This window comes from Pseudomonas sp. Ors-4-3C, from assembly GCF_055755035.1.
This window is the reverse complement of record NZ_CM146900.1, coordinates 990,162-1,012,758: the sequence shown is the minus strand read 5'-3', so window position 1 is coordinate 1,012,758 and position 22,597 is coordinate 990,162. Positions and strand designations below refer to the sequence as shown.

Sequence of the window (22,597 nt, the reverse complement as noted above, 5' to 3'; positions counted from 1 at the left end):
TTGCCCCACCGCTTGAACCTGTGGGAGCGAGCTTGCTCGCGAAGAGGGCGTATCAGTCGACATGGATATTGCCTGATCCATCGCTTTCGCGAGCAAGCTCGCTCCCACAGGGATCTCTACCGCCCTTTCGAATAACAAGAATTCCGGGAGCCCGCCATGTCGGTCGATCCGCAACAACTGCTGCGCGAGCTGTTTGCCACAGCCATCGACGCGGCCCATCCGAACCAAGTCCTCGAAGCCCATTTGCCTGCTGATCGCAGCGGTCGGGTGATCGTCATCGGTGCCGGCAAAGCCGCAGCTGCCATGGCGCAGGTGGTCGAGCGCTGCTGGCAGGGTGAAGTATCCGGTCTGGTGGTGACCCGTTACGGTCACGGCGCTCCGTGCGAAAAAATCGAAGTGGTCGAAGCCGCGCACCCGGTGCCGGACGCCGCCGGCCTGGCCGTGGCCAAGCGTGTGCTGGAACTGGTCAGCAACCTGAGCGAAGACGACCGCGTGATCTTCCTGCTCTCCGGTGGCGGCTCTGCCCTGCTCGCCCTGCCGGCCGAAGGCATTACCCTGGCCGACAAGCAGTCGATCAACAAAGCCCTGCTCAAATCCGGCGCGACCATCGGCGAGATGAACTGCGTGCGCAAGCACCTCTCGGCGATCAAGGGTGGCCGCCTCGGCAAGGCCTGCTGGCCTGCCACTGTGTATACCTACGCAATTTCCGATGTGCCGGGCGACCTCGCCACGGTGATCGCTTCCGGCCCGACCGTGGCCGACCCAAGCACCTCGGCTGAAGCGCTGGCGATCCTCAAGCGCTACAACATTGAAGTCCCGGCATCGGTGCGCAACTGGCTGCAAAGCCCGGAATCGGAAACGGTCAAACCCGGTGATCCGAGCCTCGCTCGCAGCCATTTCCAGTTGATCGCCCGCCCGCAGCAATCGCTGGATGCCGCGGCGGTGAAATGCCGTCAGGCCGGTTTCAGCACACTGATCCTTGGCGACCTGGAAGGTGAGTCACGTGAAGTGGCGAAGGTCCACGCCGGCATCGCTCGGCAGATCATCAACCATGGTCAGCCGCTGGCGGCGCCGTGCGTGATTCTTTCCGGCGGCGAAACCACGGTCACCGTGCGCGGCAATGGCCGTGGCGGACGCAACGCCGAATTTCTCTTGAGCCTGACCGACAGCCTCAAGGGCCAGCCCGGCGTCTATGCACTGGCCGGTGACACCGACGGCATCGACGGCTCGGAAGACAACGCCGGCGCGATCATGACCCCGGACAGCTACGCCCGCGCCGCGGCTCTGGGCCTGAGCGCCAGTGACGAGCTGGATAACAACAACGGTTACGGCTACTTCGAGGCGCTCGATGCGCTGATCGTCACCGAGCCGACCCGCACCAACGTCAACGACTTCCGCGCCATTCTGATCCTTGAGAACTCTAAATCATGACGCCTGATAAAAAGGTCAAAATCCTCGCCACCCTCGGGCCTGCTGTCGACGGCATCGACGACATCCGTGAGCTGGTCGAGGCCGGGGTCAACATCTTCCGCCTGAACTTCAGCCACGGCGATCACGCCGACCACGCCCAGCGCTATCAGTGGATCCGCGAAGTCGAGCGCCAGCTCAACTATCCGCTGGGGATCCTGATGGATTTGCAGGGGCCGAAACTGCGCGTCGGCAAGTTTGCCGACGGCAAGGTGCAGCTGCATCGTGGTCAGGCGTTCCGCCTCGATCTGGACGCTACGCCGGGCGATGAACGCCGGGTGAACCTGCCGCATCCGGAGATCATCGCCGCGCTCGAAGCGGGCATGGATCTGCTGCTGGATGACGGCAAACTGCGCCTGCGCGTGGTCAGCAAATACTCCGACGCGATCGACACCACCGTGCTCAATGGCGGCGAGCTGTCGGACCGCAAAGGCGTGAACGTGCCGCAGGCGGTGCTCGATTTGAGCCCGCTGACCGCCAAGGATCGCCGCGACCTGAGCTTCGGTCTGGAACTGGGCGTGGACTGGGTGGCGCTGTCGTTCGTACAACGTCCGCAGGACATTCTCGAAGCCCGCGAACTGATCGGCGACAAGGCGTTCCTGATGGCGAAAATCGAGAAACCGTCAGCGGTTGAACAACTGCGCGAAATCGCCGAACTGAGCGACGCGATCATGGTGGCTCGCGGTGACCTCGGCGTCGAAGTACCCGCCGAAAGCGTGCCGCAGATCCAGAAAAACATCATCACCACCTGCCGTGAACTCGGCAAACCGGTGGTGGTGGCAACGCAGATGCTCGAGTCGATGCGCTTCTCCCCGGCACCGACCCGCGCTGAAGTCACTGACGTGGCCAACGCTGTGGCTGAGGGCGCGGATGCGGTGATGCTCTCGGCCGAAACCGCGTCCGGTGAATACCCGCTGGAAGCGGTGCAGATGATGAGCAAAATCATCCGTCAGGTGGAGAACGGTCCGGACTATCAGACTCAACTCGACGTCAGCCGACCGAAAGCCGAAGCAACGGTGTCCGATGCCATCAGCTGCGCGATCCGCCGCATCAGCAACGTGCTGCCGGTGGCGGTGCTGGTCAACTACAGCGAGTCGGGCGCCTCGACATTGCGTGCAGCGCGGGAGCGGCCAAAAGCGCCGATCCTCAACCTGACGCCAAACCTGCAGACGGCACGGCGCTTGAGCGTGGCGTGGGGTATTCACTCGGTGGTCAACGATCGCCTGCGTCAGGTCGATGAAGTGTGTTCGACCGCGCTGGAAATCGCTCAGGCTCAAGGAATGGCCGAGCGTGGCGATACGTTGCTGATCACTGCCGGGGTGCCGTTCGGGCAGCCGGGATCGACCAACTCACTGCGGATCGAAACATTGATCTGACTAGCGACACAAAACCTGTGGCGAGGGAGCTTGCTCCCGCTTCGGCTGCGCAGCAGTCGTCGCTTTTAGGGCATGACGGTTTTCACAGAAGAACCGCATTAACCCATGTTGGGGCCGCTTCGCGACCCAGCGGGAGCAAGCTCCCTCGCCACAGTTATTGGCAAGACCTTTTGATTTTCCAACTGCCCAGATTTTTTCAACATGCCAGCCAATCATTTCAACACCCACTGCCCCGACTGGGCCGAGGCTTTGCTCAACGGTTTCAGTCAAATATTCCTCCAGCGCCATCCGCTGTGCGGCCTGTTGTGCCTGCTGGCGATCCTGCTCACCGCGCCGGTGCTGTTTGCCGGCGCGCTGCTCGGTGCGGTCGCTGGATTGCTCACCGCACAACGGCGTAACTATGCCAAGGCTGATCGTCAGGCCGGATTGTTCAGTTACAACGGCGTGCTGCTCGGCTTGTTGCTGAGCCTGTATTTCCCTTGGTCGCCAATGTTACCGCCGCTGATCCTGGCTGCCGGCGGCCTCAGTGCGATGGTCACTCAGCAATGGCTCAAACACGTGTACCGCAGTCGATCGATACCGGCTTACACCTCGCCGTTCGTGGCCATCAGCTGGATCCTGTTGCTGTTCGCCGAGCCGTCCGCGCCGACAGCGCAGATCGAGATGAACACGCTGAATTTGCTCGCCGCTGAGTGGCGTGGACTGGGTCAGGTGATGTTCCTTGATCATCCACTGGCCGGCGCATTGATCGCCATTGGCCTGTTGATCGCTGATCGCCGCGCCTTTTGCTGGGCATTGTTCGCGTCGGCCATCGGCCTGGCGTCGAGTCTGCTGCACCACGAAAGCAGCACCGCGCTACTCGGACTGGGCAGCTACAACGCGGTACTCGCCGCCCTCGCCTTCAGTACGCAACGCCAGCAACCGTGGCTGCCACTGCTGGGTATTGTCGTTGCGCTGCTGGTCACCCCGCTGTTCGCCGCCATTGGCCTGGCGACGCTGACCGCGCCGTTCATCCTCGCCGGCTGGCTGATCCGCGCTGGCGCGCAGATGCTCGGCAACAGCGCTGTCGAAAGCCCGTCTTGCGCTCATGGGGAGAATCAACCTAGGCTGCGCTGATTTTATGGCCAGGGCGACTTGCATGAACAACAACGACACGTGGCGCAATCGCCTGTACGTGATCATTTTCCAGACCGACACCGTGGCCGGGCGCCGTTTCGACAGCACCCTGCTGCTGATCATTCTGGCAAGCCTGGTGGTGGTGATCCTCGACAGCATCGATGAAGTCCACCAGAACTACGCCAACGTACTGGCGTACATCGAATGGGGCTTCACCGTCATCTTCCTCAGCGAATACATCCTGCGTCTGTATTGCTCGCCCAAACCACTGCGCTACGCGTTCAGTTTTTACGGGCTGGTGGACTTGCTGGCGATCGTGCCCGGGATCCTCGCGCTGTATTACAGCGACGCGCAGTACCTGCTGATTATCCGGATCATCCGCATGCTGCGGATCTTCCGGGTGCTCAAGCTCGGCCCGTACCTGAAACAGGCCCACTACCTGCTCGACGCCCTGCGCGGCAGCAAGCAGAAAATCCTCGTGTTCCTGCTCAGCGTCTGCACGCTGGTCACGGTGTTCGGCACCTTGATGTACGTGGTCGAAGGTCCGGAACACGGCTTCACCAGCATTCCCAAAGGCATTTATTGGGCTATCGTGACGCTGACCACCGTGGGTTACGGCGACATCGTGCCCAGAACGGTGTTGGGCCAGATCATTTCGTCGCTGGTAATGATCACCGGTTACTCGATCATCGCCGTGCCGACCGGGATTTTCACCGCCGAACTGGCTACCGCCATGCGCGGGGGTCAGCAGCAACACGACTGCCCGGTCTGCTCGAAAAGCAGCCATGAACACGAAGCTTCGTTCTGCTCGCGTTGTGGCAATGCCCTGTTCAAGAAAATGGAATAAGCACAGAGCTTTTTAATCTTTAAGCGACTATGCCGCCCCGGCTATAGTCGCTGGCAAAACGGTATCACCCCCTACCGTCATCACCGACACAACAAGGAATGCGCAGTGAAAAAACTCTTTGGCGCCTCACTTCTCGCCGCTGGCCTGGCCCTGGGCAACATCGCTCAGGCGGCTCCGACTCTGCTGAACGTTTCCTACGACGTGATGCGCGATTTCTACAAGGACTACAACACTGCGTTCCAGAAACACTGGCAGGCTGAACACAACGAAAACATCACTGTGCAGATGTCCTTCGGCGGTTCGAGCAAGCAGGCGCGTTCGGTGATCGACGGCCTGCCGGCTGACGTCATCACCATGAACATGGCGACCGACATCAACGCCCTCGCCGACAACGGCAAACTGGTGCCGGAGAACTGGGTGACCCGCCTGCCGAACAACAGCGCGCCGTTCACCTCGGCCACCGTGTTCATCGTCCGTAAAGGCAACCCGAAAGCCCTGAAAGACTGGCCGGACCTGCTCAAGGACGGCGTGCAGGTGATCGTGCCGAACCCGAAAACCTCGGGCAACGGCCGCTACACCTACCTCTCGGCCTGGGGCTATGTGCTGAAAAACGGCGGTGACGAGAACAAGGCCAAGGAGTTCGTCGGCAAACTGTTCAAACAAGCGCCGGTGCTGGACACCGGTGGCCGCGCCGCGACCACCACGTTCATGACCAACCAGATCGGCGACGTGCTGGTGACCTTCGAGAACGAAGCCGAAATGATCGCCCGCGAGTTTGGCCGCGACCAGTTCGAAGTGATCTACCCAAGTGTCTCCGCCGAAGCCGAGCCACCCGTGTCGGTGGTCGACAAAGTGGTCGACAAGAAAGGCACCCGCGCCGCTGCCGATGAATACCTGAAGTACCTGTGGTCGCCGGAAGGTCAGGAAATCGCTGCGGCCAACTACCTGCGTCCACGTGACCCGGCAGTGCTGGCGAAGTACACCGACCGCTTCCCGAAAGTCGACTTCCTGTCGGTGGAGAAAACCTTCGGTGACTGGCGTTCGGTGCAAAAGACCCACTTCAATGATGGCGGAATCTTTGATCAGATTTATTCCGGCCAGTAAGGCTTAAGCGATAACGAAAAAGGCGACCTCGACAGGTCGCCTTTTTTGTGGGCATTGGAAATCACACAGTCCCCCCATGTGGGATTGTTTGTCAGCCAGTTACATCGGCGGCGTGACGCCATCCTTGCCGGCGGAAATCGATTGCGCCGTCAACGTGCCGTCTGCGTCCTGGGTCACGAAGCTGACAATCTTCACCCCGACCTTGAGCAAGCTGCGATCCCCCGGCGTCAGATTGACGATCGGCACGTCCTCCGGCACCAGGATCTTCTGCTGCCCGCCCTTGTAATTGACCGTCAGCACACGGCCATTGCTGACCACCAGATCACCGACGCTGCCATTGGTCATGCTGCTGCCCTTGGCCAGGTCGAATGGCCGATGGCCGTCGCCGCTGCCGGCCAGTTCCGGCGGGAACACATGCACTTCGAGCGCTTTCAGGGTTCCGTCCTCCTGGGGCATGGCGGCCGAGCCGATGTAGCTACCGGGTTTGATGTCCTCGATATTGGCCAGGGTGACGGCGCGAATCCTGGTGTCCGGGTTCAACCGGATCACCACGTTCTCGCCGCTGTTGACGTGAACTTTCAGCGAGTCGGCGCCGACCCCGGTGATCTCGCCGCGCACGCCGAGACGCGTACCCGGGGCATCGGCGGCCTGCACCGCAGTGGCACTGAGCAGGCCAAGCAAGGCAATCGTAGTCGTATGACGCAGCAGCTGACGCAACATGGCAATCCTCCGTTGATGAACAGTAATAGCGCAGAAGTAAACATAAGCACGCTATCGAAGAACATGTAAGTGAATGTATCATCGACCCTCCCCGGCCGGACGCAAGGTTCGCCGATGGACGACACCCTGTTGGAAGCCAATCATTCCGCAACGGAATAACTGATATCAATCGAAGGCTTCTACCGCCGCTTCGGTACGTCCCTTAGCCTCACCGCATTCCCTTTCGCTGGATCGAGAAACCTTATGAACGCCACAACTCACGCAATGACCCGAGGCATGGTGCTGCTGTTCGCCTTCTGCTGCGGCGCCATCGTCGCCAACATCTACTACGCACAGCCAATCATCGGCCTGATCGCGCCAGACATCGGCCTCTCCGACACCATGGCCAGCTTCATCGTCTCGCTGACGCAGATCGGTTATGCGCTGGGCCTGTTCTTCCTGGTGCCGCTGGGCGACCTGCTGGAAAACCGTCGGTTGATGATCATCACTACGGTGGTGGCGATTGCCAGCCTGCTCGGCGCGGCGTTCACCAGTCAGCCCAACGTGTTCCTGCTGATCTCGTTGCTGGTGGGCTTCAGCTCGGTGTCGGTGCAGATCCTGATTCCGCTGGCTGCGCACCTGGCGCCGGAGGAATCCCGTGGCCGGGTGGTCGGCGGGATCATGGGTGGTCTGCTGCTGGGCATTCTGCTGGCGCGACCGGTGTCGAGTGTGGTGGCTGACCATTTCGGCTGGCGTGCGATGTTCATGATTGCTGCGGCGTTGATGGCAGCGATCAGCGTGGTGCTGGCACTGACCGTGCCCAAGCGCCAACCGGATCACAGCGCCACGTATGGCCAGTTGATCGGCTCGCTTTGGACCCTGCTGCGCCAGCAACCGGTGCTGCGTCAGCGCGCGTTTTATCAAGGCTGCATGTTCGCCACGTTCAGCCTGTTCTGGACCGCAGTGCCGCTGGAACTGGCGCGCAACCATGGCCTGTCGCAAAGCGAAATCGCGATCTTCGCCCTGGTCGGCGCCATCGGTGCCATCGCCGCGCCGATCAGTGGACGCCTGGCTGACGCCGGCCACACCCGCATCGCTTCGCTGCTGGCCATGCTGTTCGCCAGCCTGAGCTTCCTGCCCGCCTTCATCCACCCGGCCTACAGCGTGATCGGCCTGGCCGTGACCGGCGTGGTACTGGATTTCTGCGTACAGATGAACATGGTCCTCGGCCAGCGCGCGGTGGACTCACTCGATGCCAAAAGCCGCGGTCGCCTGAACGCTTTGTACATGACCAGCATCTTCATCGGCGGCGCCTTCGGCTCGTCGGTGGCCAGTGCGGTGTATGAGCATGGCGGCTGGCTGTGGATCCTGATTGTCGGTAGCGCGTTCCCGCTACTGGCGTTGTTGCGGTTTCTGAGTGCGTCGCAGCGTGGTTCTTTGGCAACGGCGTAAGGTGTCGAGCAGGCTCGCTCCCACAGGTTGCTCAATGGGCCTGAGGGAGCGATGACGCTTAATAGCGAACCAGTTTCTCCATCGCCGCATCCGCCAGAAACGAAGAGCGGCTTTTGACATTGTGTTCACGCACATAACGATCGATGCGCTGGATCACATAACCTGGCAACGTCACGTTGACCTTCTCGGTCTTGCCCATGTACGGCGAGATATCCAGCTCGAGCATCCCCCAGCCCATATCGGCAAACTCCGGATTATTGCGATGGGCCGCTGCCGACGTCGGCATGGGAATCGATTCCCCGTCCGCCGCTATCTCCTGCAGCATGATGTGAGCAATTTCAACGGCTGCGTTGTAGGCGTCCTCGAAGGTATCCCCAGCCGTGACGGCGCCGGGAATGTCAGGTATCTGAATACCGATGGCGGTGTTGTCGTCACCCCATTCGATGCAGATCGGATATTGCATTATGGATCTCCCTTGTTGCTGGCTGGCGGGTGGTGCAACCCGGCACGCCTCCTGATGCTTTTGACCGTCCCCAACGGTAAATCCTTTTTCGGGTGGGGAACGGGAATGGTGTAAGGGTTGTAACGGTGAGTGAAGATGTGATGACTGCCGGTGACTCGATCCAGCGTCCAGCCTGCCTCCTCCAGCTCCTTGATCAATAGCCTGCTTTGCACCTACCGCCTCCTTGCTCCGGCCGAATAAAAGTAACTCTAGAGTTATTTTTACTCAAGCACATAAATCTGCAGAACGACGTTCGGTTGTTTTACAGCATGTGATTGAATGGACGCGGATTACACTCAGCACCCTATTCCCTGTGGGAGCGGGCTTGCTCGCGAAGGCGTCGGATCAGCCAATACCTGTGCTGAATGTCAGACCGCTTTCGCGAGCAAGCCCGCTCCCACAAGGGGACTACGACAACTTTCAGATTTGCAGGAAGACTGATGGACCGCCTCGCCGCCATGGAAACCTTCGTCTACGTGGTCGAAACCGGCTCGTTTTCCGCCGCCGCCCGACGGTTGAATATCGGCCAGCCCGCCGTGTCGAAAACCATCGCTCAACTGGAAAAACGCCTGGCGGTCAGCCTGTTGCTGCGCTCGACCCGCGGCCTGACGCCGACCGAGGCGGGGCTGGCGTTTTTCGAACGGGCCAGACGCGCCATCGACGAAGCCAACGAAGCCGATAACGCCGCCCGTGGCAGCGCCAGCGGTTTAAGCGGCAACTTGCGGATCAGCGCTGCGGTGACTTTCGGTCGCCTGCACGTCGTGCCGCAGCTGGGGCCGTTTCTCGAGCAGCATCCGCAATTGAACATCGACCTGATGCTCGATGATCGCAACATCAATCTGGTCGAAGAAGGCATCGACGTCGCCCTGCGCATGGGCCCGCTCAGCGACTCCAGCCTCACCGCGCGCAAGATCGCCGACTGTCGCCGCGTGGTGCTCGGCACCCCGGCCTACTTCGCCCGCCACGGCGAGCCGAGCTGCCCTGCGGATTTGAATCAGCACCAAGGCATCGTCTACAACCTCAGCGGCGGTGCCACCTGGACCTTCACCCAAGGCCGCGAACAGCAGACGCAAACCCTGACCGGCCGCCTGCGTGTCAGCGCCGCCGAGGGTTTGCGCGCAGCCGTGCTGGCCGATCAGGGCCTGGCCATCGCCTCGCAATGGATGTTCGCCCCGGAGCTGGCAAGCGGTGCGGTCAGGGCGGTGATGAGCGATTGGGGATTGCCGGATCAGGACTTGTGGGCAGTGTTTCCCACGGGGCGGATGGTCAGTGCGAAGGCGCGGGCGTTTGTGGAGTACATGGAAAATTTGCTGAAACACCTGACCTGAACCGGCCGCGTTTCGTTTATTGCGATTTTCGTTTAATTCGAATAACGTTTCAGCATCCTCTATTCAGAATGCTGGAATCCATTATGTCGATTGTCCTTCACCCCTCTCTCAACCTCCCGGTTGAGCGCGAAGTCAAAGCCGCAATCGAAGGCAAACGCGCGCTTGCCGCCTACCTCGCGACTCAATTCGAAACCCAGCACATCCAGATTTTCGATGAGCAAAACCAGGCGCATCAGGTCGAGCTTCCGACGTCGGCACTGCGGCTACTGATGGATATTCTGGCGGAGCTGGCTCAAGGCAACGCCGTCAAAGTCGTACCGGTGCACGCCGAACTGACCACGCAAGAAGCCGCCGATCTGCTCAACGTCTCACGCCCGCACCTGATAAAACTGCTGGAAAGTGGCGAGTTGTCCTACCATAAAACCGGCAAGCACCGACGTGTGCGTTTCGCCGATTTGATGGACTATAAAACCCGGCGCGACACCGCCAGCGAGCAGGCAATGGCGCTTCTCGCGGAGCAGGCACAGGCGTTAAGGACAGGATACGAGTGAGGCATTCCCCTTTCACCGCTGTATACGATGCATGTGTTTTGTACCCCGCCCCGCTTAGAGACTTGCTGATGTGGCTCGCGCTTTCGGGGAGATTTCGAGCCCGATGGACCAAGGAGATTCACGGCGAATGGAAACGCAATTTATTGAAGAACCGAACCGATCTGACGATGGAGCAACTGGATCGCACTTCCGAGCTTATGGATCGTGCGATCCCGGATGCCTGTGTCTACGATTTTGAAGACCTGATCACCGGACTTTCCTTACCCGATACCAACGACCGCCATGTACTGGCTGCAGCCATACGCTGTGGCGCTGGGGTGATCGTGACGTTCAATCTGAAAGATTTTCCCGATGCCTGCCTCGCCCCCTATGGCGTCGAGGCCCAACACCCTGATGAGTTTGTCGAAAACCTGTTTCACCTTGATCCGGCAGCAGTTATCGCTGCAGCGCAACGGCAGCGCCAACAACTGAAATTGCCGCCAATGGAGGTCGAGCCGTTTCTTGACCTTTTGCGGCGCCAAGGATTGGTCGAGTCAGTTCGGGAGCTGAGCACCTACCGTGCGATTCTCTGAATACTCGTTTTGGGAACACCAGATAAACAAACGGCGATCCAAAGATCGCCGTTTTTTCATCACTGCCCGAACTGTTTGCCCAACCCCGGCGGCACGCCGTGGATATCGGTGTCTTCCCAAGGGCCGTTGGGGCTGATCGAGCGGCTCCAGCCGTTGTTCCAGCGGAAGTAGGTGCGCTGGCGGTAGAAGGTGTTGGGCTGATCGTCGAGGACATAGACCCCGAGTTGCTGATCCCAGTGGCTGTTGCCACCCGGTGGCGGGGCGAAGCTGGCTGAGGTGCGTGGGACTGGCTTGGACGGTTTGGCCGGGATGCTTTTTCCGGGTGTCGGCGAGGTCGACGGGGTCGGGCTTGGTTGCGACGGCGGGATCGGCGGCAGACTGGTGGTCGGTTCCGGTCGGTGCACCGCACAGGCGCTCATGCCCAGGGCCATTGTGATGACTGCGATTCGGGCGAGACTGTGCATGGCGGTGCTTTCCTGTGGGTGCCGGTGGTTATTGGTCCGGGCTGTCGATGGTCAGTGTTTGCGGCGCGGTGGTGTTGCTGGCCAGAGGGCCGCTGCGACCCACCCACTCCCCGGCGGTCGGTTGACCGGCTCGGGAAATGCGCGCAACCAGTTGGACTTCAGGAAAGTTCGACAGTTTCAACTGCGGCATCATCGCATCGGCATCGCCCAGTTCGACGGTCACCGGCAGATCCGCCACGGTCAGACGCTTGGCCGCCAGCGGTGCCGGTGGGCCGGAAACGGCACGGGCGAAGATGAACACGCTGTCGCCCGGTTGCACCTTGCCTTTGAGTTCGCTGGCCAGATCGACGCGCACCTTGAGCAGCGCGGCAACCTTGGCGGCCGGCGTGGCGGCGACTTTACCGCCGCTGGCTTGCAGACGCTCGGTGGCGCGCTCGATCCCACCCTGCAAGGCGGCGCGGGAGTTGTCGCCCTCTGGCAGTTGCGCCAGCAGGCGGTTCCAGTAGTCGATTGCCTGCTGATAACGTTCACCCTCGAACGCGGCGATGCCGAGCAGACCAAGGCTGGTGACTTCTTTCGGATCGGCTTTCAGCGCTTCGTCGGTTAAAGCCTGGATCTTGTCCGACCACTTCTTGCCGTCAGCAAAGTATTGCGCCTGCGCCCACTGGCCGAGCAGTTCCGGCTGGCGACCGGCCAGGTTGGCGGCGCGCTCGAACATCTTCGCCGCATCCGCCGGACGCTCCTGGGCCATGTAGGTACGCCCGAGGAAGTACAGGCCTTCCGCCGAATCCGGTTGCGCCGCAACAGCACGCTCCAGCCGCCGGGTCATCTCTTCCATCGACTGCGGTGCCTGGGCAAATTCGCGGGTCAGTTCAACTTTGTCGGCAGCACCGAAATGCAGATACAGCCCCAGGCCCAATACCGGCACCAACACCGCTGCCAACAACGGCAACGGCTTGCCCAGTTTCGACACACGCGGTGCGGCAACGCCTTCGGTATCGGCGAGCAGCTCACGCGCCGCTTCCGCGCGACCGCTGTCCATTTGCGCCGCATCGAGTACGCCTTCAACCTGCTGCGCTTGCAGCTCGGCGACACGTTCCTGATACAGCGCCACGTTCAGGGCAGTTCGATCCTCTTCACGCTGGGCGCGACGGCCACGCAAAACCGGAATCAGCAGAAAACTCAGGGCGACCAGAAGCAACAGCCCTGCGGCAAGCCAGAAATCAATCATTCTTGGTTTTTATCCAACAGTTGGTCGAGGCGCTGACGCTCTTCGGTGGACAGCGATGGCGGGGTCTCGGTGCGCTGTGCGCGACGCCGGCGAACGATCACTGCGATCACCACCATACCGCCGAACAACAGGCCGGCCGGGCCGAACCACAGCAGTGCAGTCTTGGCATTGAGCGCCGGTTTGTAACGGACGAAATCACCGTAGCGATCGACCATGAAGTCGATGATCTGCTGATTGTCCTTGCCCTCGCCGAGCATGCGGAAAATCTCTTTGCGCAGGTCGGCGGCAATCGGCGCGTTGGAGTCGGCGATGTCCTGGTTCTGGCACTTGGGGCAGCGCAGTTCCTTGGTCAGTTCACGGAAACGCTCGCGATCGCCTTCCTTGGCGAACTCGTAGGTGTCGATCGCGGCATGCGCCACGCCGCCCAGACTCAGGCCCAAGACCACGGCAGCAATGAAACGCTTCATGGCTTGGCCTCATCGACCAGCGCCTGATACTTGGCCGCGAGTTTTTCGCGCCAGACCTGCTCGTCGATCACCCCGACGTACTTGTCGCGGATGATGCCCTTGGCGTCGATGAAGAAGGTTTCCGGCGCGCCGTACACGCCGAGGTTCAGGCCCAGCGAGCCTTCGTCGTCACGAATGTCCAGCAGGTACGGGTTGTGGAATTCGGCCAGCCACTTCAACGCATCGGCGTTGGTGTCCTTGTAGTTGATGCCGTAGATCACCACACCGCGCTCGGCCAGTTTGTTCAGCACCGGGTGCTCGACCCGGCAGGAAATGCACCAGGTGCCCCAGACGTTGACCAGCGCCGGTTTGCCGAGAATGTCAGCCTTGGTCAGGGTCTTGTCGCCCTGCACGCTCGGCAGGCTGAATTCCGGGAATGGCTTGTTGATCATCGCCGACGGCAGCTCCGCCGGATCGAGGTACAGACCGCGATACAGAAACACCGCCACCAGCAGGAAAATCGCCAGGGGTACCAGCATCAACCAACGTCTCATGCAGCCGCTCCTTGCAGGCCGAGGGCTTCACGCACCTTGGCTTTGACCTTGACTCGATAACGCCGATCCAGCGCCGCCAGCAATCCGCCCAGACCGGTCAGCAGACCGCCGAACCAGATCCAGCGCACGAACGGTTTGACGTGAACCCGCACCGCCCACGCGCCGTTTTCCAGCGGCTCGCCCAGTGCAACGTAGAGATCGCGAGTGAAACCGGCGTCGATCCCGGCCTCGGTCATCATCGAACTCTGCACGGTGTACAGGCGTTTTTCCGGGTGCAGCACGCTGACTTCCTTGCCGTCGCGGATCACCCGAATAGTGCCCTTGTCGGAGGTGAAGTTCGGCCCTTCGAAGTGCTTGGCGCCTTCGAAGATGAAGTGATAACCGGCCAGATCCATCGACTCGCCCGGCGCCAGACGCAGGTCGCGTTCGGCACTGTTCTGACTCGACAGCACCACACCGAGGGCGCATACGGCGATGCCGAGGTGAGCGATCTGCATGCCCCAGTAGCTGCGGGTCAGGGTTGGCAGGCCTTTGATCAGGCCCTTGTGGCGAGTCTTGTCGAAGATGTCGCGCACACCGGCGAGCAACACCCACGCGGCGAGCAGGAACGTCGCGATTACCGCCCAGTTGAAATCGCCGTAAGCGATACCGGCCACCACCGCCAATGCGACGCTGCCGAGCAGCACCGGGGTCAGCATGTTCGCCAGCCACTTCACCGGGGTGTCCTTCCAGCGCACGATCACGCCGACCGCCATCACCAGCATCAACAACGCCATCAACGGGATGAACAACGCGTTGAAGTACGGCGGGCCGACCGACAGTTTGGCGCCGCTCAAGGCATCGAGAATCAGCGGATAGAGTGTGCCGAGCAGAATCATCGACGCCGCCACCACCAGCACCAGGTTGTTGCCCAGCAGCAGGGTTTCCCGCGACCACAGATTGAAGCCGACCTGGCTCTTGACCACCGGAGCGCGCAACGCAAACAGCGTCAGCGAACCGCCGACCACGAACAGCAGGAAGATCAGGATGAACACACCGCGCTCAGGATCGGAGGCAAACGCGTGCACCGAAGTCAGCACGCCGGAACGCACGAGGAACGTGCCAAGCAGGCTCAACGAAAATGCGGCAATCGCCAGCAACACCGTCCAGCTCTTGAACACGCCACGCTTTTCCGTGACCGCCAGCGAGTGAATCAACGCGGTGCCGACCAGCCATGGCATGAACGAGGCGTTTTCCACCGGGTCCCAGAACCACCAGCCGCCCCAGCCGAGTTCGTAGTAAGCCCACCACGAACCGAGGGTGATACCGATGCCGAGGAAGGCCCAGGCGACAATCGTCCACGGCCGCGACCAACGTGCCCACGCGGCGTCGAGACGACCACCGAGCAGTGCAGCGATGGCAAAGGCGAACGCCACCGAGAAGCCGACGTAACCCATGTAGAGCATCGGCGGATGCACAATCAGGCCGATGTCTTGCAGCAGCGGATTGAGGTCACGACCGTCCGCCGGAATCTGCGGCAGAATCCGCGAAAACGGGTTCGACGTGAGGATCAGAAACAACAGGAACCCGGTGCTGATCATGCCCATCACCGCAAGCACCCGGGCGAGCATGACTTGCGGCAACTGCCGGGAGAACACCGACACGGCGAAGGTCCAGCCACCGAGGATCAACGCCCACAGCAACAGCGAACCTTCGTGGGCGCCCCACACCGCGCTGAACTTGTAGTACCACGGCAAGGCGCTGTTGGAGTTCATCGCCACGTAGGCAACCGAGAAATCGTCGGTCATGAACGCGTAAGTCAGCGCGCCAAAGGCAAACACCAGGAACGCGAACTGGCCCCACGCTGCCGGCTGGGCCAGGCTCATCCACAGACGGTCGCCACGCCAGGCACCGAGCAACGGCACCACGGCCTGCACCAGCGCAAAACACAGCGCCAGAATCATCGCCAGATGACCGAGTTCAGGAATAAACAGTGCAGAAGTCATCGATCAACCCTCCTTCGCTTGGGTCGGTGCCGATTGACCACTGTCTTTCAACGCTTTGGTCACTTCCGGCGGCATGTACTTCTCGTCGTGTTTGGCCAGCACTTCATCGGCCACCACCACGCCGTCCGCGTTGAGTTTGCCCAGGGCGACGATACCCTGCCCTTCGCGGAACAGATCTGGGAGGATGCCGCGGTAGGTGATGGTCACGGATTTGTTGAAGTCGGTGACGATGAACTTGACGTCCAGCGAGTCCGGCGAGCGTTGCAGCGAACCCTTTTCGACCATGCCGCCGGCGCGGATGCGCGTGTCGTGCGGGGCTTCGCCGTTGGCGATCTGGGTTGGCGTGTAAAACAGGTTGATGTTCTCCTGCAGGGCGCTGAGAGCCAGGCCGACGGCAGCGCCGACCCCGACCAGAATCGCCAGAATGATGATCAGACGTTTTTTGCGCAGCGGATTCACTTGCCGTTCTCCCGGCGCAGACGACGCGCCTCTTGTTGCAGATAGCGCTTGCGGGCCGCAATCGGTGCGACCACGTTGAGGATCAGCACCGCCAGACAGATGCCGTAGGCCGACCAGACGTACAGGCCGTGATGGCCCATGGCGAGGAAGTCGCCGAATGAAGCGAAACTCATCGCGCAGCCTCCAGACTGTTCTGCACTTCTTCTTTGACCCAACTGGCGCGAGCTTCGCGCTTGAGCACTTCAAGGCGCATGCGCAGCAACAGCACGGCGCCGAAGAAGCAGTAGAACCCCAGCACCGTCAGCAGCAGCGGCAGCCACATTTCGGCCGGCATCGCAGGTTTCTCAGTGAGGGTGAAGGTCGCGCCCTGGTGCAGGGTGTTCCACCACTCCACCGAGTATTTGATGATCGGAATGTTGATCACCCCGACGATCGCCAGTACCGCGCAGGCCTTGGCGGCGCTGTCACGGTTGCTGATGGCATTGCCCAGCGCGATCACCCCGAAATACAGGAACAGCAGAATCAGCATCGACGTCAGCCGCGCATCCCAGACCCACCACGAACCCCAGGTCGGCTTGCCCCAGATCGCCCCGGTGACCAGCGCCACCGCAGTCATCCATGCGCCGATCGGCGCGGCGCATTGCAGCGCGACGTCAGCCAGTTTCATCTTCCACACCAGCCCGACCACGCCGCACACCGCCAGCATCACGTAGATCGACTGCGCGAGCATCGCCGCAGGCACGTGGATGTAGATGATGCGGAAGCTGTTGCCCTGCTGATAATCCGGCGGCGCGAAGGCCAGGCCCCAGACGACGCCAACGCTGATCAACAGCAACGCGGCAATGCTCAGCCACGGCAGAAACCGGCTGCTGATGCCGTAGAACCACTTGGGCGAGCCGAGCTTGTGAAACCAGGTCCAGTTCATACTGTTTCCATCACGGGTGCCGCTCATCGGTGTGAGCGGTCTCAGGGTCTTTGCTGGTTAAATTTTAACCAGACCTCATTATTCGCCGACGCTGATCTTCAGGCCAGCAGCTATTGCAAAAGGTGTCAGGGTGATCGCCAGGGCGGTCAGGCTACCCAGCCACAGCAGATACCCGGTCGCCGGCATGCCTTGCAAGGCGGCCTGCAAGGCGCCACTGCCAAGGATCAACACCGGGATGTACAACGGCAGAATCAGCAACGCCAGCAACAGGCCACCGCGTTTCAAACCGACCGTCAGCGCCGCGCCCACCGCGCCGAGCAAGCTCAACACCGGTGTACCCAGCAGCAACGACAACAGCAACACCGGCAGGCAGGCGACCGGCAAACCGAGCATCAACGCCAGCAACGGCGAGAGCAGAACCAGTGCCAGTCCCGAGAACAACCAGTGTGCCAGCACCTTGGCCAGCACCAATAGGGGCAGCGGATGCGGCGAAAGGACCCACTGTTCCAGGGAGCCATCTTCGAAATCACTGCGAAACAGTCCGTCCAGCGAGAGCAGGACCGACAACAGCGCGGCCACCCAGACTAACCCCGGGGACAGGTTTTGCAAGACTTGAGTTTCCGGGCCGACGGCCAGCGGGAACAAAGCAATGACAATGGCGAAGAAAATCAGCGGATTGGCCAGTTCCGCCGGACGACGAAACAGCAGACGGGACTCACGGGCAACCAGCAGGCCGAACACACTCATACTGCCCAGTTCCCCAGATCGATATCGCGATAACCGGCCGGCATCCGGCTCAGTGTGTGGTGCGTGGTCAACACCACCAGACCGCCGCGTTCACAGTGCCCGGCCAAGTGTTCTTCAAGTTGCGCCACCCCCTGTTTGTCGAGCGCGGTGAATGGCTCGTCGAGAATCCACAGCGGCGGGCTGTCCAGATACAACCGCGCCAGTGCCACGCGGCGTTGCTGACCGGCAGACAGGGTGTGGCAGGGAACATCTTCGAAACCGCGCAATCCTACGGCAGCCAATGCCTGCCAGATCGCCTCGCGTTCGGCCGGCCGATGCAGGGCGCAGAGCCAGGACAGGTTCTCTTCGGGGGTCAGCAGGTCCTTGATTCCGGCGGCGTGGCCGATCCACAACAGGTTGCGCGCCAGTTCGCTCGGTTGTGCGGTCAGAGGCTGGCCGTTGAGCAGCACCTGACCGCTGGTCGGCTGCATCAACCCGGACAACAGGCGCAGCAGACTGGTCTTGCCGCTGCCGTTGGGGCCGCTGATCTGCACCATATCGCCACTGGCCAGTCGCAATTCGAGATTTTCGAAGAGCAGCCGCAGGTCTCGCTCACAGGCAAGGGCAACGGTTTGCAGGACAGGACTGGTCAAGGGATCACGGGCCTTATACGGTTCAAGTCGGCTCTGGCGCGGCCGTTAAAGAGATGCAGGATAAATGCAATGACGGTGCGAACCAGAGAGCTGGATCAAACAATTGCTATGTTTTCTGAACGAAGCGCAAGACGCGCGGCATTATACATGGCGTGCCTTACTCCCAAGCGTGCAATTTCCTCAGGTTGTGTCCGCGTATGACAGGTGAAATGAACATCCTCCCGCTCCCGCCCACCACCCCGGCGAACACGCGTCCGCTGGTGATGAGCGGTGAATTGCTCAAGCTGCTGACCCCGGTCGAAGGCTTGATCGGCGCCGGGCAAAGCGCGCAGGCCGAGGTGTTATCACTCAAACAAGCGGATCAGACCTTTCAACTGCTGCTGAAGGTGACCGTCGACGGCGGCCGGCAGACCACCGTGCAGGCCACCAGCACCCTGCCGCTGCCGACCGGCACCAACCTTGCCGTCACCCAGCCGTCGGCGGGCAATCTGGCGATCACCGTGCAGCAGGCGATTGCCAGCAGCGTCGCCGCCCTCACCCGCATTGATACGGCGCAATTGCCGGTCGGCACGCTGCTGCAAGGCAAGGTGCTGACCTCACAGACGTTGCCGCAAGGGCCGGGGCAGCCGACGGTGTACCGCTCGCTGGTGAGCCTGCTCAACACCGCGCAGAGCGGTGCCACGCTGGATATCGACAGCCCGACGCCGTTGCGCATCGGCACCCTGCTCTCGGCACTGGTCGAAGACTCGCAAACCCTCAAGTTCGTGCCACTGAGCAGCCGCCAGGAGCAATTGGCGGTGAGCCAGCAACTGCTCGGCCAGCAGAGTCGCCAGGGTTCGCTGGACGGTTTGCTCAACGCCTTGCAAAACCTGCCGAGCGACGACGATCAGACCTCGCAGGACCTGCGCGCTGCCGTCGTACGCCTGCTCGCCAACCTGCCCGACGTGCAGCAGATGAGCACCGCCAAAGGCGTCGCCCTGGCCCTGGCCAACAGCGGCGCCTTCCTCGAAGCCAAATTGCTGACCGGACAGAATCCGGCGCTGGCCCCGGACATGAAAGCCGATCTGCTCAAGCTGATCGCACAGCTGTCACCGGGTGCGCCGGGCAATGCCAGTTTCAACGCAATCATCGCCGCCAACACCCTGGCGCAAGCGCTGCCGAGCTTCGTGCGCAACGCCCTCGGCACCCTCGGCCAGGTCAGCGCCAAACCGCTGCCGAGCAGTTTCCCGCTGCCCGACCGCCTGCTGCAAAGCCTCGAAGGCGAAGGCGATCTGGAACATCTGCTGCGCCTCGCCGCGGCAGCCGTGTCGCGCCTGCAAAGCCATCAACTGTCGAGCCTGGAACAGACCGGGCTCACCGACGATGGCCGCCTGCTCAGTACCTGGCAGCTGGAAATCCCCATGCGCAACTTGCAGGACATCGTGCCGCTGCAGGTCAAGTTCCAACGTGAAGAAGCGCCGGAAAGAGAACCGCAACCCAACGAACGCCGTGACGAGCGCGAGCCTAGGCAACAGCTGTGGCGCGTCGACCTGGCGTTCGACATGGAGCCGCTCGGACCGATGCAGATTCAGGCACAGTTGATTGCCGGCAGCCTGTCGAGCCAGCTCTGGGCCGAACGCCCGTACACCGCCGACCTGATCGAAACCAATCTGTTCGCGCTGCGCCAGCGCCTGCTCGATCGCGGCCTGAATGTCGGCGATCTCGACTGCCACCTCGGCACGCCGCCGCAAGGCAACCACACCCGCCTCGAACACCGCTGGGTCGACGAAACCGCATGAACGATTCCACTGCTCCCCGCCAGGCCATCGCCCTCAAATACGACGGCAACCACGCCCCGACCCTCACCGCCAAGGGCGACGAGGAACTGGCCGAAGAAATCCTGCGCATCGCCCGCGACTGTGAAGTGCCGATCTATGAAAACGCCGAGCTGGTGCGGCTGTTGGCGCGCATGGAACTGGGCGACAGCATCCCCGAGGAGTTGTACCGAACGATTGCCGAGATCATCGCGTTTGCGTGGAACCTGAAGGGGAAATTCCCCGAGGGACAGGACCCGGATGCGCCGATGGTCGAGAAGGACGTTACCGAACGCGGGGATGATTATTAAGCCTTGAAAGCAAAAGATCGCAGCCTTCGGCAGCTCCTACAGGGAAACGCGTTCCAATGTAGGAGCTGCCGAAGGCTGCGATCTTTTGATCTTCAGCTTCAGCTTCAGCTTCTGTGCAGCTTGCGCATCAACTCCGCCTCAGCCTGGGTCAAGCCACAGGACTGAGTCAGCTCATCGACGCTCGCGCCCATCCCCACCAGTTTCGCCGCCTGGGCGAACGACAGGCTCGACGGGTCGCGCTGTTCCAGCGCGACAATCTTGTCCGGCAGAGGGCCGACCACCGAGCGCAGCTCGTGCAGGGCTTCGCCCATGCGCACGTTGCCGTTCTGGTAGTCGTCTACGCGCTTGGCCAGGTCCTTGATGCGCTGATCACGCAGCGCATCGCCCTGAGCCTGCTGCGCAGCGATGACCTTTTGCGCCTTGATATACGCCAGAAACATCGCCAGCGTGCCTGCCCAGAAGAGGAACAGGACAATGACCGCTACCTCGAGAATCAATCAGATGCTCTCCAGTTCCGACCATTCTTCTTCGCTCATCATCTTGTCCAGCTCGACCAGGATCAACAACTCGTTGTTCTTGTTGCACACGCCCTGGATGAACTTGGCCGATTCTTCGTTGCCGACGTTTGGCGCAGTCTCGATTTCCGACTGACGCAGGTAAACCACTTCGGCCACGCTGTCGACCATGATCCCGACCACTTGCTTGTCGGCTTCGATGATGACGATACGGGTGTTGTCGCTGATCTCGCCGCTGTTCAGGCCGAAGCGCTGACGGGTGTCGATCACGGTGACCACGTTACCGCGCAGGTTGATGATGCCCAGCACGTAGCTTGGCGCACCCGGAACCGGCGCGATCTCGGTGTAGCGCAGGACTTCCTGAACGCGCATCACGTTGATGCCGTAGGTTTCGTTGTCCAGCTTGAAGGTCACCCATTGCAGGATCGGATCTTCAGAACCTTTTGCATTCGTCGCCTGACTACTCATACCCTGACCCCTCGAAAAAACCGCACTGGGCGGTGTGTGTTCTGTGTGGAGGCATTGAAAAATGCCTTCGCCTGACTGTTATGTCGGCTGCTATGTCGATTTATGTAGCGGCTTGTGGCCGCCCAAATGCTTTGCCCCGCCGCTGGCGATCAACTCGGCCAGCGCGGCTACATCAAGTAATGCACACATGTGCTCGATCACCGTGCCGGCAAGCCATGGCCGCTGACCCCGGTGACTTCTCCATTTGATTTCATTCGGATCCAGACGCAACGAACGGCTGACCTGATGCACCGCCAGGCCCCATTCGTAACCTTGTACCGAAATCACGTACTGCAGGCCCTGACGGAAGTCATCGCGGTAGCGATCCGGCATGACCCAACGCGCGGTATCCAATACTTTGAGATTGCCGGCCTGGCTCGGCAGAATCCCGAGGAACCATTCCGGCTGACCGAACAGCGGCGTCAACTCGTGGCCGGCCAGCGAATAGATCGAACCCAGGCACACCAGCGGCACAGCCAGGGTCAGCCCGGCGACATCGAACAACAGGCATTCGAAGGCTTCCGAAGCCCAGGCCGGACGGCCATCGGTTTCCACCGGTGGCGGCGTGTTGCTCGGCGGCAGGTGCACTTCTACAACCGGCGGCACCAGCGTTTGCTCCACGGGTGCCGGCGCAACCGGCGCAGGTTCGGCCACGACCGGTTCCGGCGCGGTTTTCAGCAATTGGGTTTGCAACAGCGGTGCGAGGGTCGAAACCGTTGCGCGCACCGGCGCTGACTCTTCAATCAATGCGACAGGTGCCTTGGCCACTGGCGCGGCGGCAGGCGCAGCCACCGGTGCGGCAGGTTTGGCAGCTTTCTGCGCATCACGCGCCTGCTCTTCAAGCACCGCTGCCTGGAATTCATCCAGCGCCGCAGCGCTTTCGACCACCTCGACCGGCACCTCGACCTGCACTTCCACTGGCGGCAACTCGTCAGGGATTTCCTGCAGCAAGCTATCCAGATACGACTGCAACGCCAGTTGCGGGCGCGACGTCAGTTTGATCGGCCGGTTCAT

27 protein-coding genes are annotated in these 22,597 nt (G+C 61.3%); 11 read left to right on the top strand and 16 right to left on the bottom strand.

Annotation, left to right across the window (positions count from 1 at the left end; translation table 11 throughout):
• Positions 1 to 156: 156 nt before the first annotated feature.
• The 5 genes from ACVHNU_RS04745 (at position 157) to ACVHNU_RS04725 (ending at position 5,910) form a co-directional block, all read left to right on the top strand.
• The gene (locus ACVHNU_RS04745; RefSeq protein WP_201138374.1) at positions 157 to 1,431 is read left to right on the top strand and encodes a glycerate kinase type-2 family protein; all 1,275 of its coding nucleotides are present in this window, start codon (positions 157 to 159) and stop codon (positions 1,429 to 1,431) included.
• Complete coding sequence (pyk, locus tag ACVHNU_RS04740) at positions 1,428 to 2,843, top strand: pyruvate kinase (RefSeq protein WP_473019110.1); 1,416 nt, start codon at positions 1,428 to 1,430, stop codon at positions 2,841 to 2,843. The genes ACVHNU_RS04745 and pyk overlap by 4 nt, the downstream gene beginning before the upstream one ends.
• A 201-nt stretch (positions 2,844 to 3,044) precedes the next feature.
• Positions 3,045 to 3,959: an urea transporter gene (locus ACVHNU_RS04735; protein WP_473019109.1), complete on the top strand. Its 915-nt coding sequence runs from the start codon at positions 3,045 to 3,047 to the stop codon at positions 3,957 to 3,959.
• A gap of 22 nt (positions 3,960 to 3,981) precedes the next feature.
• Positions 3,982 to 4,806, top strand: a complete 825-nt coding sequence (locus ACVHNU_RS04730) for an ion transporter (RefSeq protein WP_003222956.1) — start codon at positions 3,982 to 3,984, stop codon at positions 4,804 to 4,806.
• Between the two features lie 105 nt (positions 4,807 to 4,911).
• Positions 4,912 to 5,910 carry a sulfate ABC transporter substrate-binding protein gene (locus tag ACVHNU_RS04725; RefSeq protein ID WP_003222955.1) on the top strand — a complete coding sequence of 333 codons (999 nt, stop codon included), beginning with the start codon at positions 4,912 to 4,914 and terminating at the stop codon, positions 5,908 to 5,910.
• Between the two features lie 99 nt (positions 5,911 to 6,009).
• Here ACVHNU_RS04725 and ACVHNU_RS04720 read toward each other — a convergent pair whose 3' ends face one another.
• Positions 6,010 to 6,630, bottom strand: a complete 621-nt coding sequence (locus ACVHNU_RS04720; protein WP_003222954.1) for a DUF5666 domain-containing protein — start codon at positions 6,628 to 6,630, stop codon at positions 6,010 to 6,012.
• Between the two features lie 243 nt (positions 6,631 to 6,873).
• Between ACVHNU_RS04720 and ACVHNU_RS04715 the strand changes: the two genes are divergently transcribed.
• Positions 6,874 to 8,061, top strand: coding sequence for an MFS transporter (locus ACVHNU_RS04715; RefSeq protein WP_473019108.1), 1,188 nt, complete (start codon positions 6,874 to 6,876; stop codon positions 8,059 to 8,061).
• Positions 8,062 to 8,119: 58 nt separating this feature from the next.
• Here ACVHNU_RS04715 and ACVHNU_RS04710 read toward each other — a convergent pair whose 3' ends face one another.
• Together ACVHNU_RS04710 and ACVHNU_RS04705 are read right to left on the bottom strand one after the other, a co-directional pair.
• Positions 8,120 to 8,524, bottom strand: a complete 405-nt coding sequence (locus ACVHNU_RS04710; protein WP_003222952.1) for a type II toxin-antitoxin system HicB family antitoxin — start codon at positions 8,522 to 8,524, stop codon at positions 8,120 to 8,122.
• The gene (locus ACVHNU_RS04705) at positions 8,524 to 8,736 is read right to left on the bottom strand and encodes a type II toxin-antitoxin system HicA family toxin (RefSeq protein ID WP_103484786.1); all 213 of its coding nucleotides are present in this window, start codon (positions 8,734 to 8,736) and stop codon (positions 8,524 to 8,526) included. Before ACVHNU_RS04705 ends, ACVHNU_RS04710 begins: the two co-directional genes overlap by 1 nt.
• A gap of 267 nt (positions 8,737 to 9,003) precedes the next feature.
• Between ACVHNU_RS04705 and ACVHNU_RS04700 the strand changes: the two genes are divergently transcribed.
• The 3 genes from ACVHNU_RS04700 to ACVHNU_RS04690 all read left to right on the top strand — a co-directional run bounded on the left by ACVHNU_RS04700 (position 9,004) and on the right by ACVHNU_RS04690 (position 11,014).
• Positions 9,004 to 9,891 carry a LysR family transcriptional regulator gene (locus ACVHNU_RS04700; protein WP_473019107.1) on the top strand — a complete coding sequence of 296 codons (888 nt, stop codon included), beginning with the start codon at positions 9,004 to 9,006 and terminating at the stop codon, positions 9,889 to 9,891.
• A gap of 83 nt (positions 9,892 to 9,974) precedes the next feature.
• The gene (locus ACVHNU_RS04695; RefSeq protein WP_103484788.1) at positions 9,975 to 10,442 is read left to right on the top strand and encodes a helix-turn-helix domain-containing protein; all 468 of its coding nucleotides are present in this window, start codon (positions 9,975 to 9,977) and stop codon (positions 10,440 to 10,442) included.
• Entirely contained in the window at positions 10,439 to 11,014 is a 576-nt protein-coding gene (locus ACVHNU_RS04690) for a PIN domain-containing protein (RefSeq protein ID WP_103484789.1), read from the top strand. Before ACVHNU_RS04695 ends, ACVHNU_RS04690 begins: the two co-directional genes overlap by 4 nt.
• Positions 11,015 to 11,073: 59 nt before the next feature.
• Here the strand turns inward: ACVHNU_RS04690 and ACVHNU_RS04685 are convergent, their stop codons facing one another.
• The 10 genes from ACVHNU_RS04685 to ccmA all read right to left on the bottom strand — a co-directional run bounded on the left by ACVHNU_RS04685 (position 11,074) and on the right by ccmA (position 18,457).
• A complete protein-coding gene (locus ACVHNU_RS04685) occupies positions 11,074 to 11,478 on the bottom strand; it encodes a hypothetical protein (RefSeq protein WP_003222950.1) in 405 nt (134 codons plus the stop codon).
• 28 nt (positions 11,479 to 11,506) lie between these two features.
• A complete protein-coding gene (gene ccmI, locus ACVHNU_RS04680; RefSeq protein WP_473019106.1) occupies positions 11,507 to 12,709 on the bottom strand; it encodes a c-type cytochrome biogenesis protein CcmI in 1,203 nt (400 codons plus the stop codon).
• Positions 12,706 to 13,176: a cytochrome c-type biogenesis protein gene (locus ACVHNU_RS04675; RefSeq protein WP_473019104.1), complete on the bottom strand. Its 471-nt coding sequence runs from the start codon at positions 13,174 to 13,176 to the stop codon at positions 12,706 to 12,708. Before ACVHNU_RS04675 ends, ccmI begins: the two co-directional genes overlap by 4 nt.
• Complete coding sequence (locus ACVHNU_RS04670) at positions 13,173 to 13,709, bottom strand: DsbE family thiol:disulfide interchange protein (RefSeq protein WP_003222947.1); 537 nt, start codon at positions 13,707 to 13,709, stop codon at positions 13,173 to 13,175. Before ACVHNU_RS04670 ends, ACVHNU_RS04675 begins: the two co-directional genes overlap by 4 nt.
• On the bottom strand, positions 13,706 to 15,694 hold the full coding sequence (locus ACVHNU_RS04665; RefSeq protein ID WP_003222946.1) for a heme lyase CcmF/NrfE family subunit: 1,989 nt from the start codon (positions 15,692 to 15,694) through the stop codon (positions 13,706 to 13,708). The genes ACVHNU_RS04670 and ACVHNU_RS04665 overlap by 4 nt, the downstream gene beginning before the upstream one ends.
• A gap of 3 nt (positions 15,695 to 15,697) precedes the next feature.
• On the bottom strand, positions 15,698 to 16,153 hold the full coding sequence (gene ccmE / locus ACVHNU_RS04660) for a cytochrome c maturation protein CcmE (RefSeq protein ID WP_003222945.1): 456 nt from the start codon (positions 16,151 to 16,153) through the stop codon (positions 15,698 to 15,700).
• Positions 16,150 to 16,326, bottom strand: coding sequence for a heme exporter protein CcmD (gene ccmD / locus ACVHNU_RS04655; RefSeq protein ID WP_003222944.1), 177 nt, complete (start codon positions 16,324 to 16,326; stop codon positions 16,150 to 16,152). Before ccmD ends, ccmE begins: the two co-directional genes overlap by 4 nt.
• Entirely contained in the window at positions 16,323 to 17,078 is a 756-nt protein-coding gene (locus ACVHNU_RS04650; RefSeq protein WP_003222943.1) for a heme ABC transporter permease, read from the bottom strand. Before ACVHNU_RS04650 ends, ccmD begins: the two co-directional genes overlap by 4 nt.
• A 78-nt stretch (positions 17,079 to 17,156) precedes the next feature.
• Complete coding sequence (gene ccmB, locus ACVHNU_RS04645) at positions 17,157 to 17,825, bottom strand: heme exporter protein CcmB (protein ID WP_003222942.1); 669 nt, start codon at positions 17,823 to 17,825, stop codon at positions 17,157 to 17,159.
• Positions 17,822 to 18,457 (bottom strand): cytochrome c biogenesis heme-transporting ATPase CcmA, encoded by a 636-nt coding sequence (ccmA, locus tag ACVHNU_RS04640; protein WP_045122041.1) that lies wholly within the window; start codon positions 18,455 to 18,457, stop codon positions 17,822 to 17,824. The genes ccmB and ccmA overlap by 4 nt, the downstream gene beginning before the upstream one ends.
• A gap of 197 nt (positions 18,458 to 18,654) precedes the next feature.
• Here ccmA and fliK point away from each other — a divergent pair, with 197 nt between their 5' ends.
• Positions 18,655 to 20,235, top strand: coding sequence for a flagellar hook-length control protein FliK (gene fliK, locus ACVHNU_RS04635; protein WP_473019103.1), 1,581 nt, complete (start codon positions 18,655 to 18,657; stop codon positions 20,233 to 20,235).
• The gene (locus tag ACVHNU_RS04630; protein ID WP_003222939.1) at positions 20,232 to 20,561 is read left to right on the top strand and encodes an EscU/YscU/HrcU family type III secretion system export apparatus switch protein; all 330 of its coding nucleotides are present in this window, start codon (positions 20,232 to 20,234) and stop codon (positions 20,559 to 20,561) included. Before fliK ends, ACVHNU_RS04630 begins: the two co-directional genes overlap by 4 nt.
• A gap of 104 nt (positions 20,562 to 20,665) precedes the next feature.
• Here the strand turns inward: ACVHNU_RS04630 and ACVHNU_RS04625 are convergent, their stop codons facing one another.
• From ACVHNU_RS04625 to ACVHNU_RS04615, 3 genes are all read right to left on the bottom strand, one after another.
• On the bottom strand, positions 20,666 to 21,058 hold the full coding sequence (locus tag ACVHNU_RS04625; protein ID WP_003222938.1) for a DUF2802 domain-containing protein: 393 nt from the start codon (positions 21,056 to 21,058) through the stop codon (positions 20,666 to 20,668).
• Positions 21,059 to 21,544, bottom strand: coding sequence for a chemotaxis protein CheW (locus tag ACVHNU_RS04620; RefSeq protein ID WP_003222936.1), 486 nt, complete (start codon positions 21,542 to 21,544; stop codon positions 21,059 to 21,061).
• Positions 21,545 to 21,634: 90 nt separating this feature from the next.
• Positions 21,635 to 22,597, bottom strand: a complete 963-nt coding sequence (locus tag ACVHNU_RS04615) for a CheW domain-containing protein (protein ID WP_400498866.1) — start codon at positions 22,595 to 22,597, stop codon at positions 21,635 to 21,637.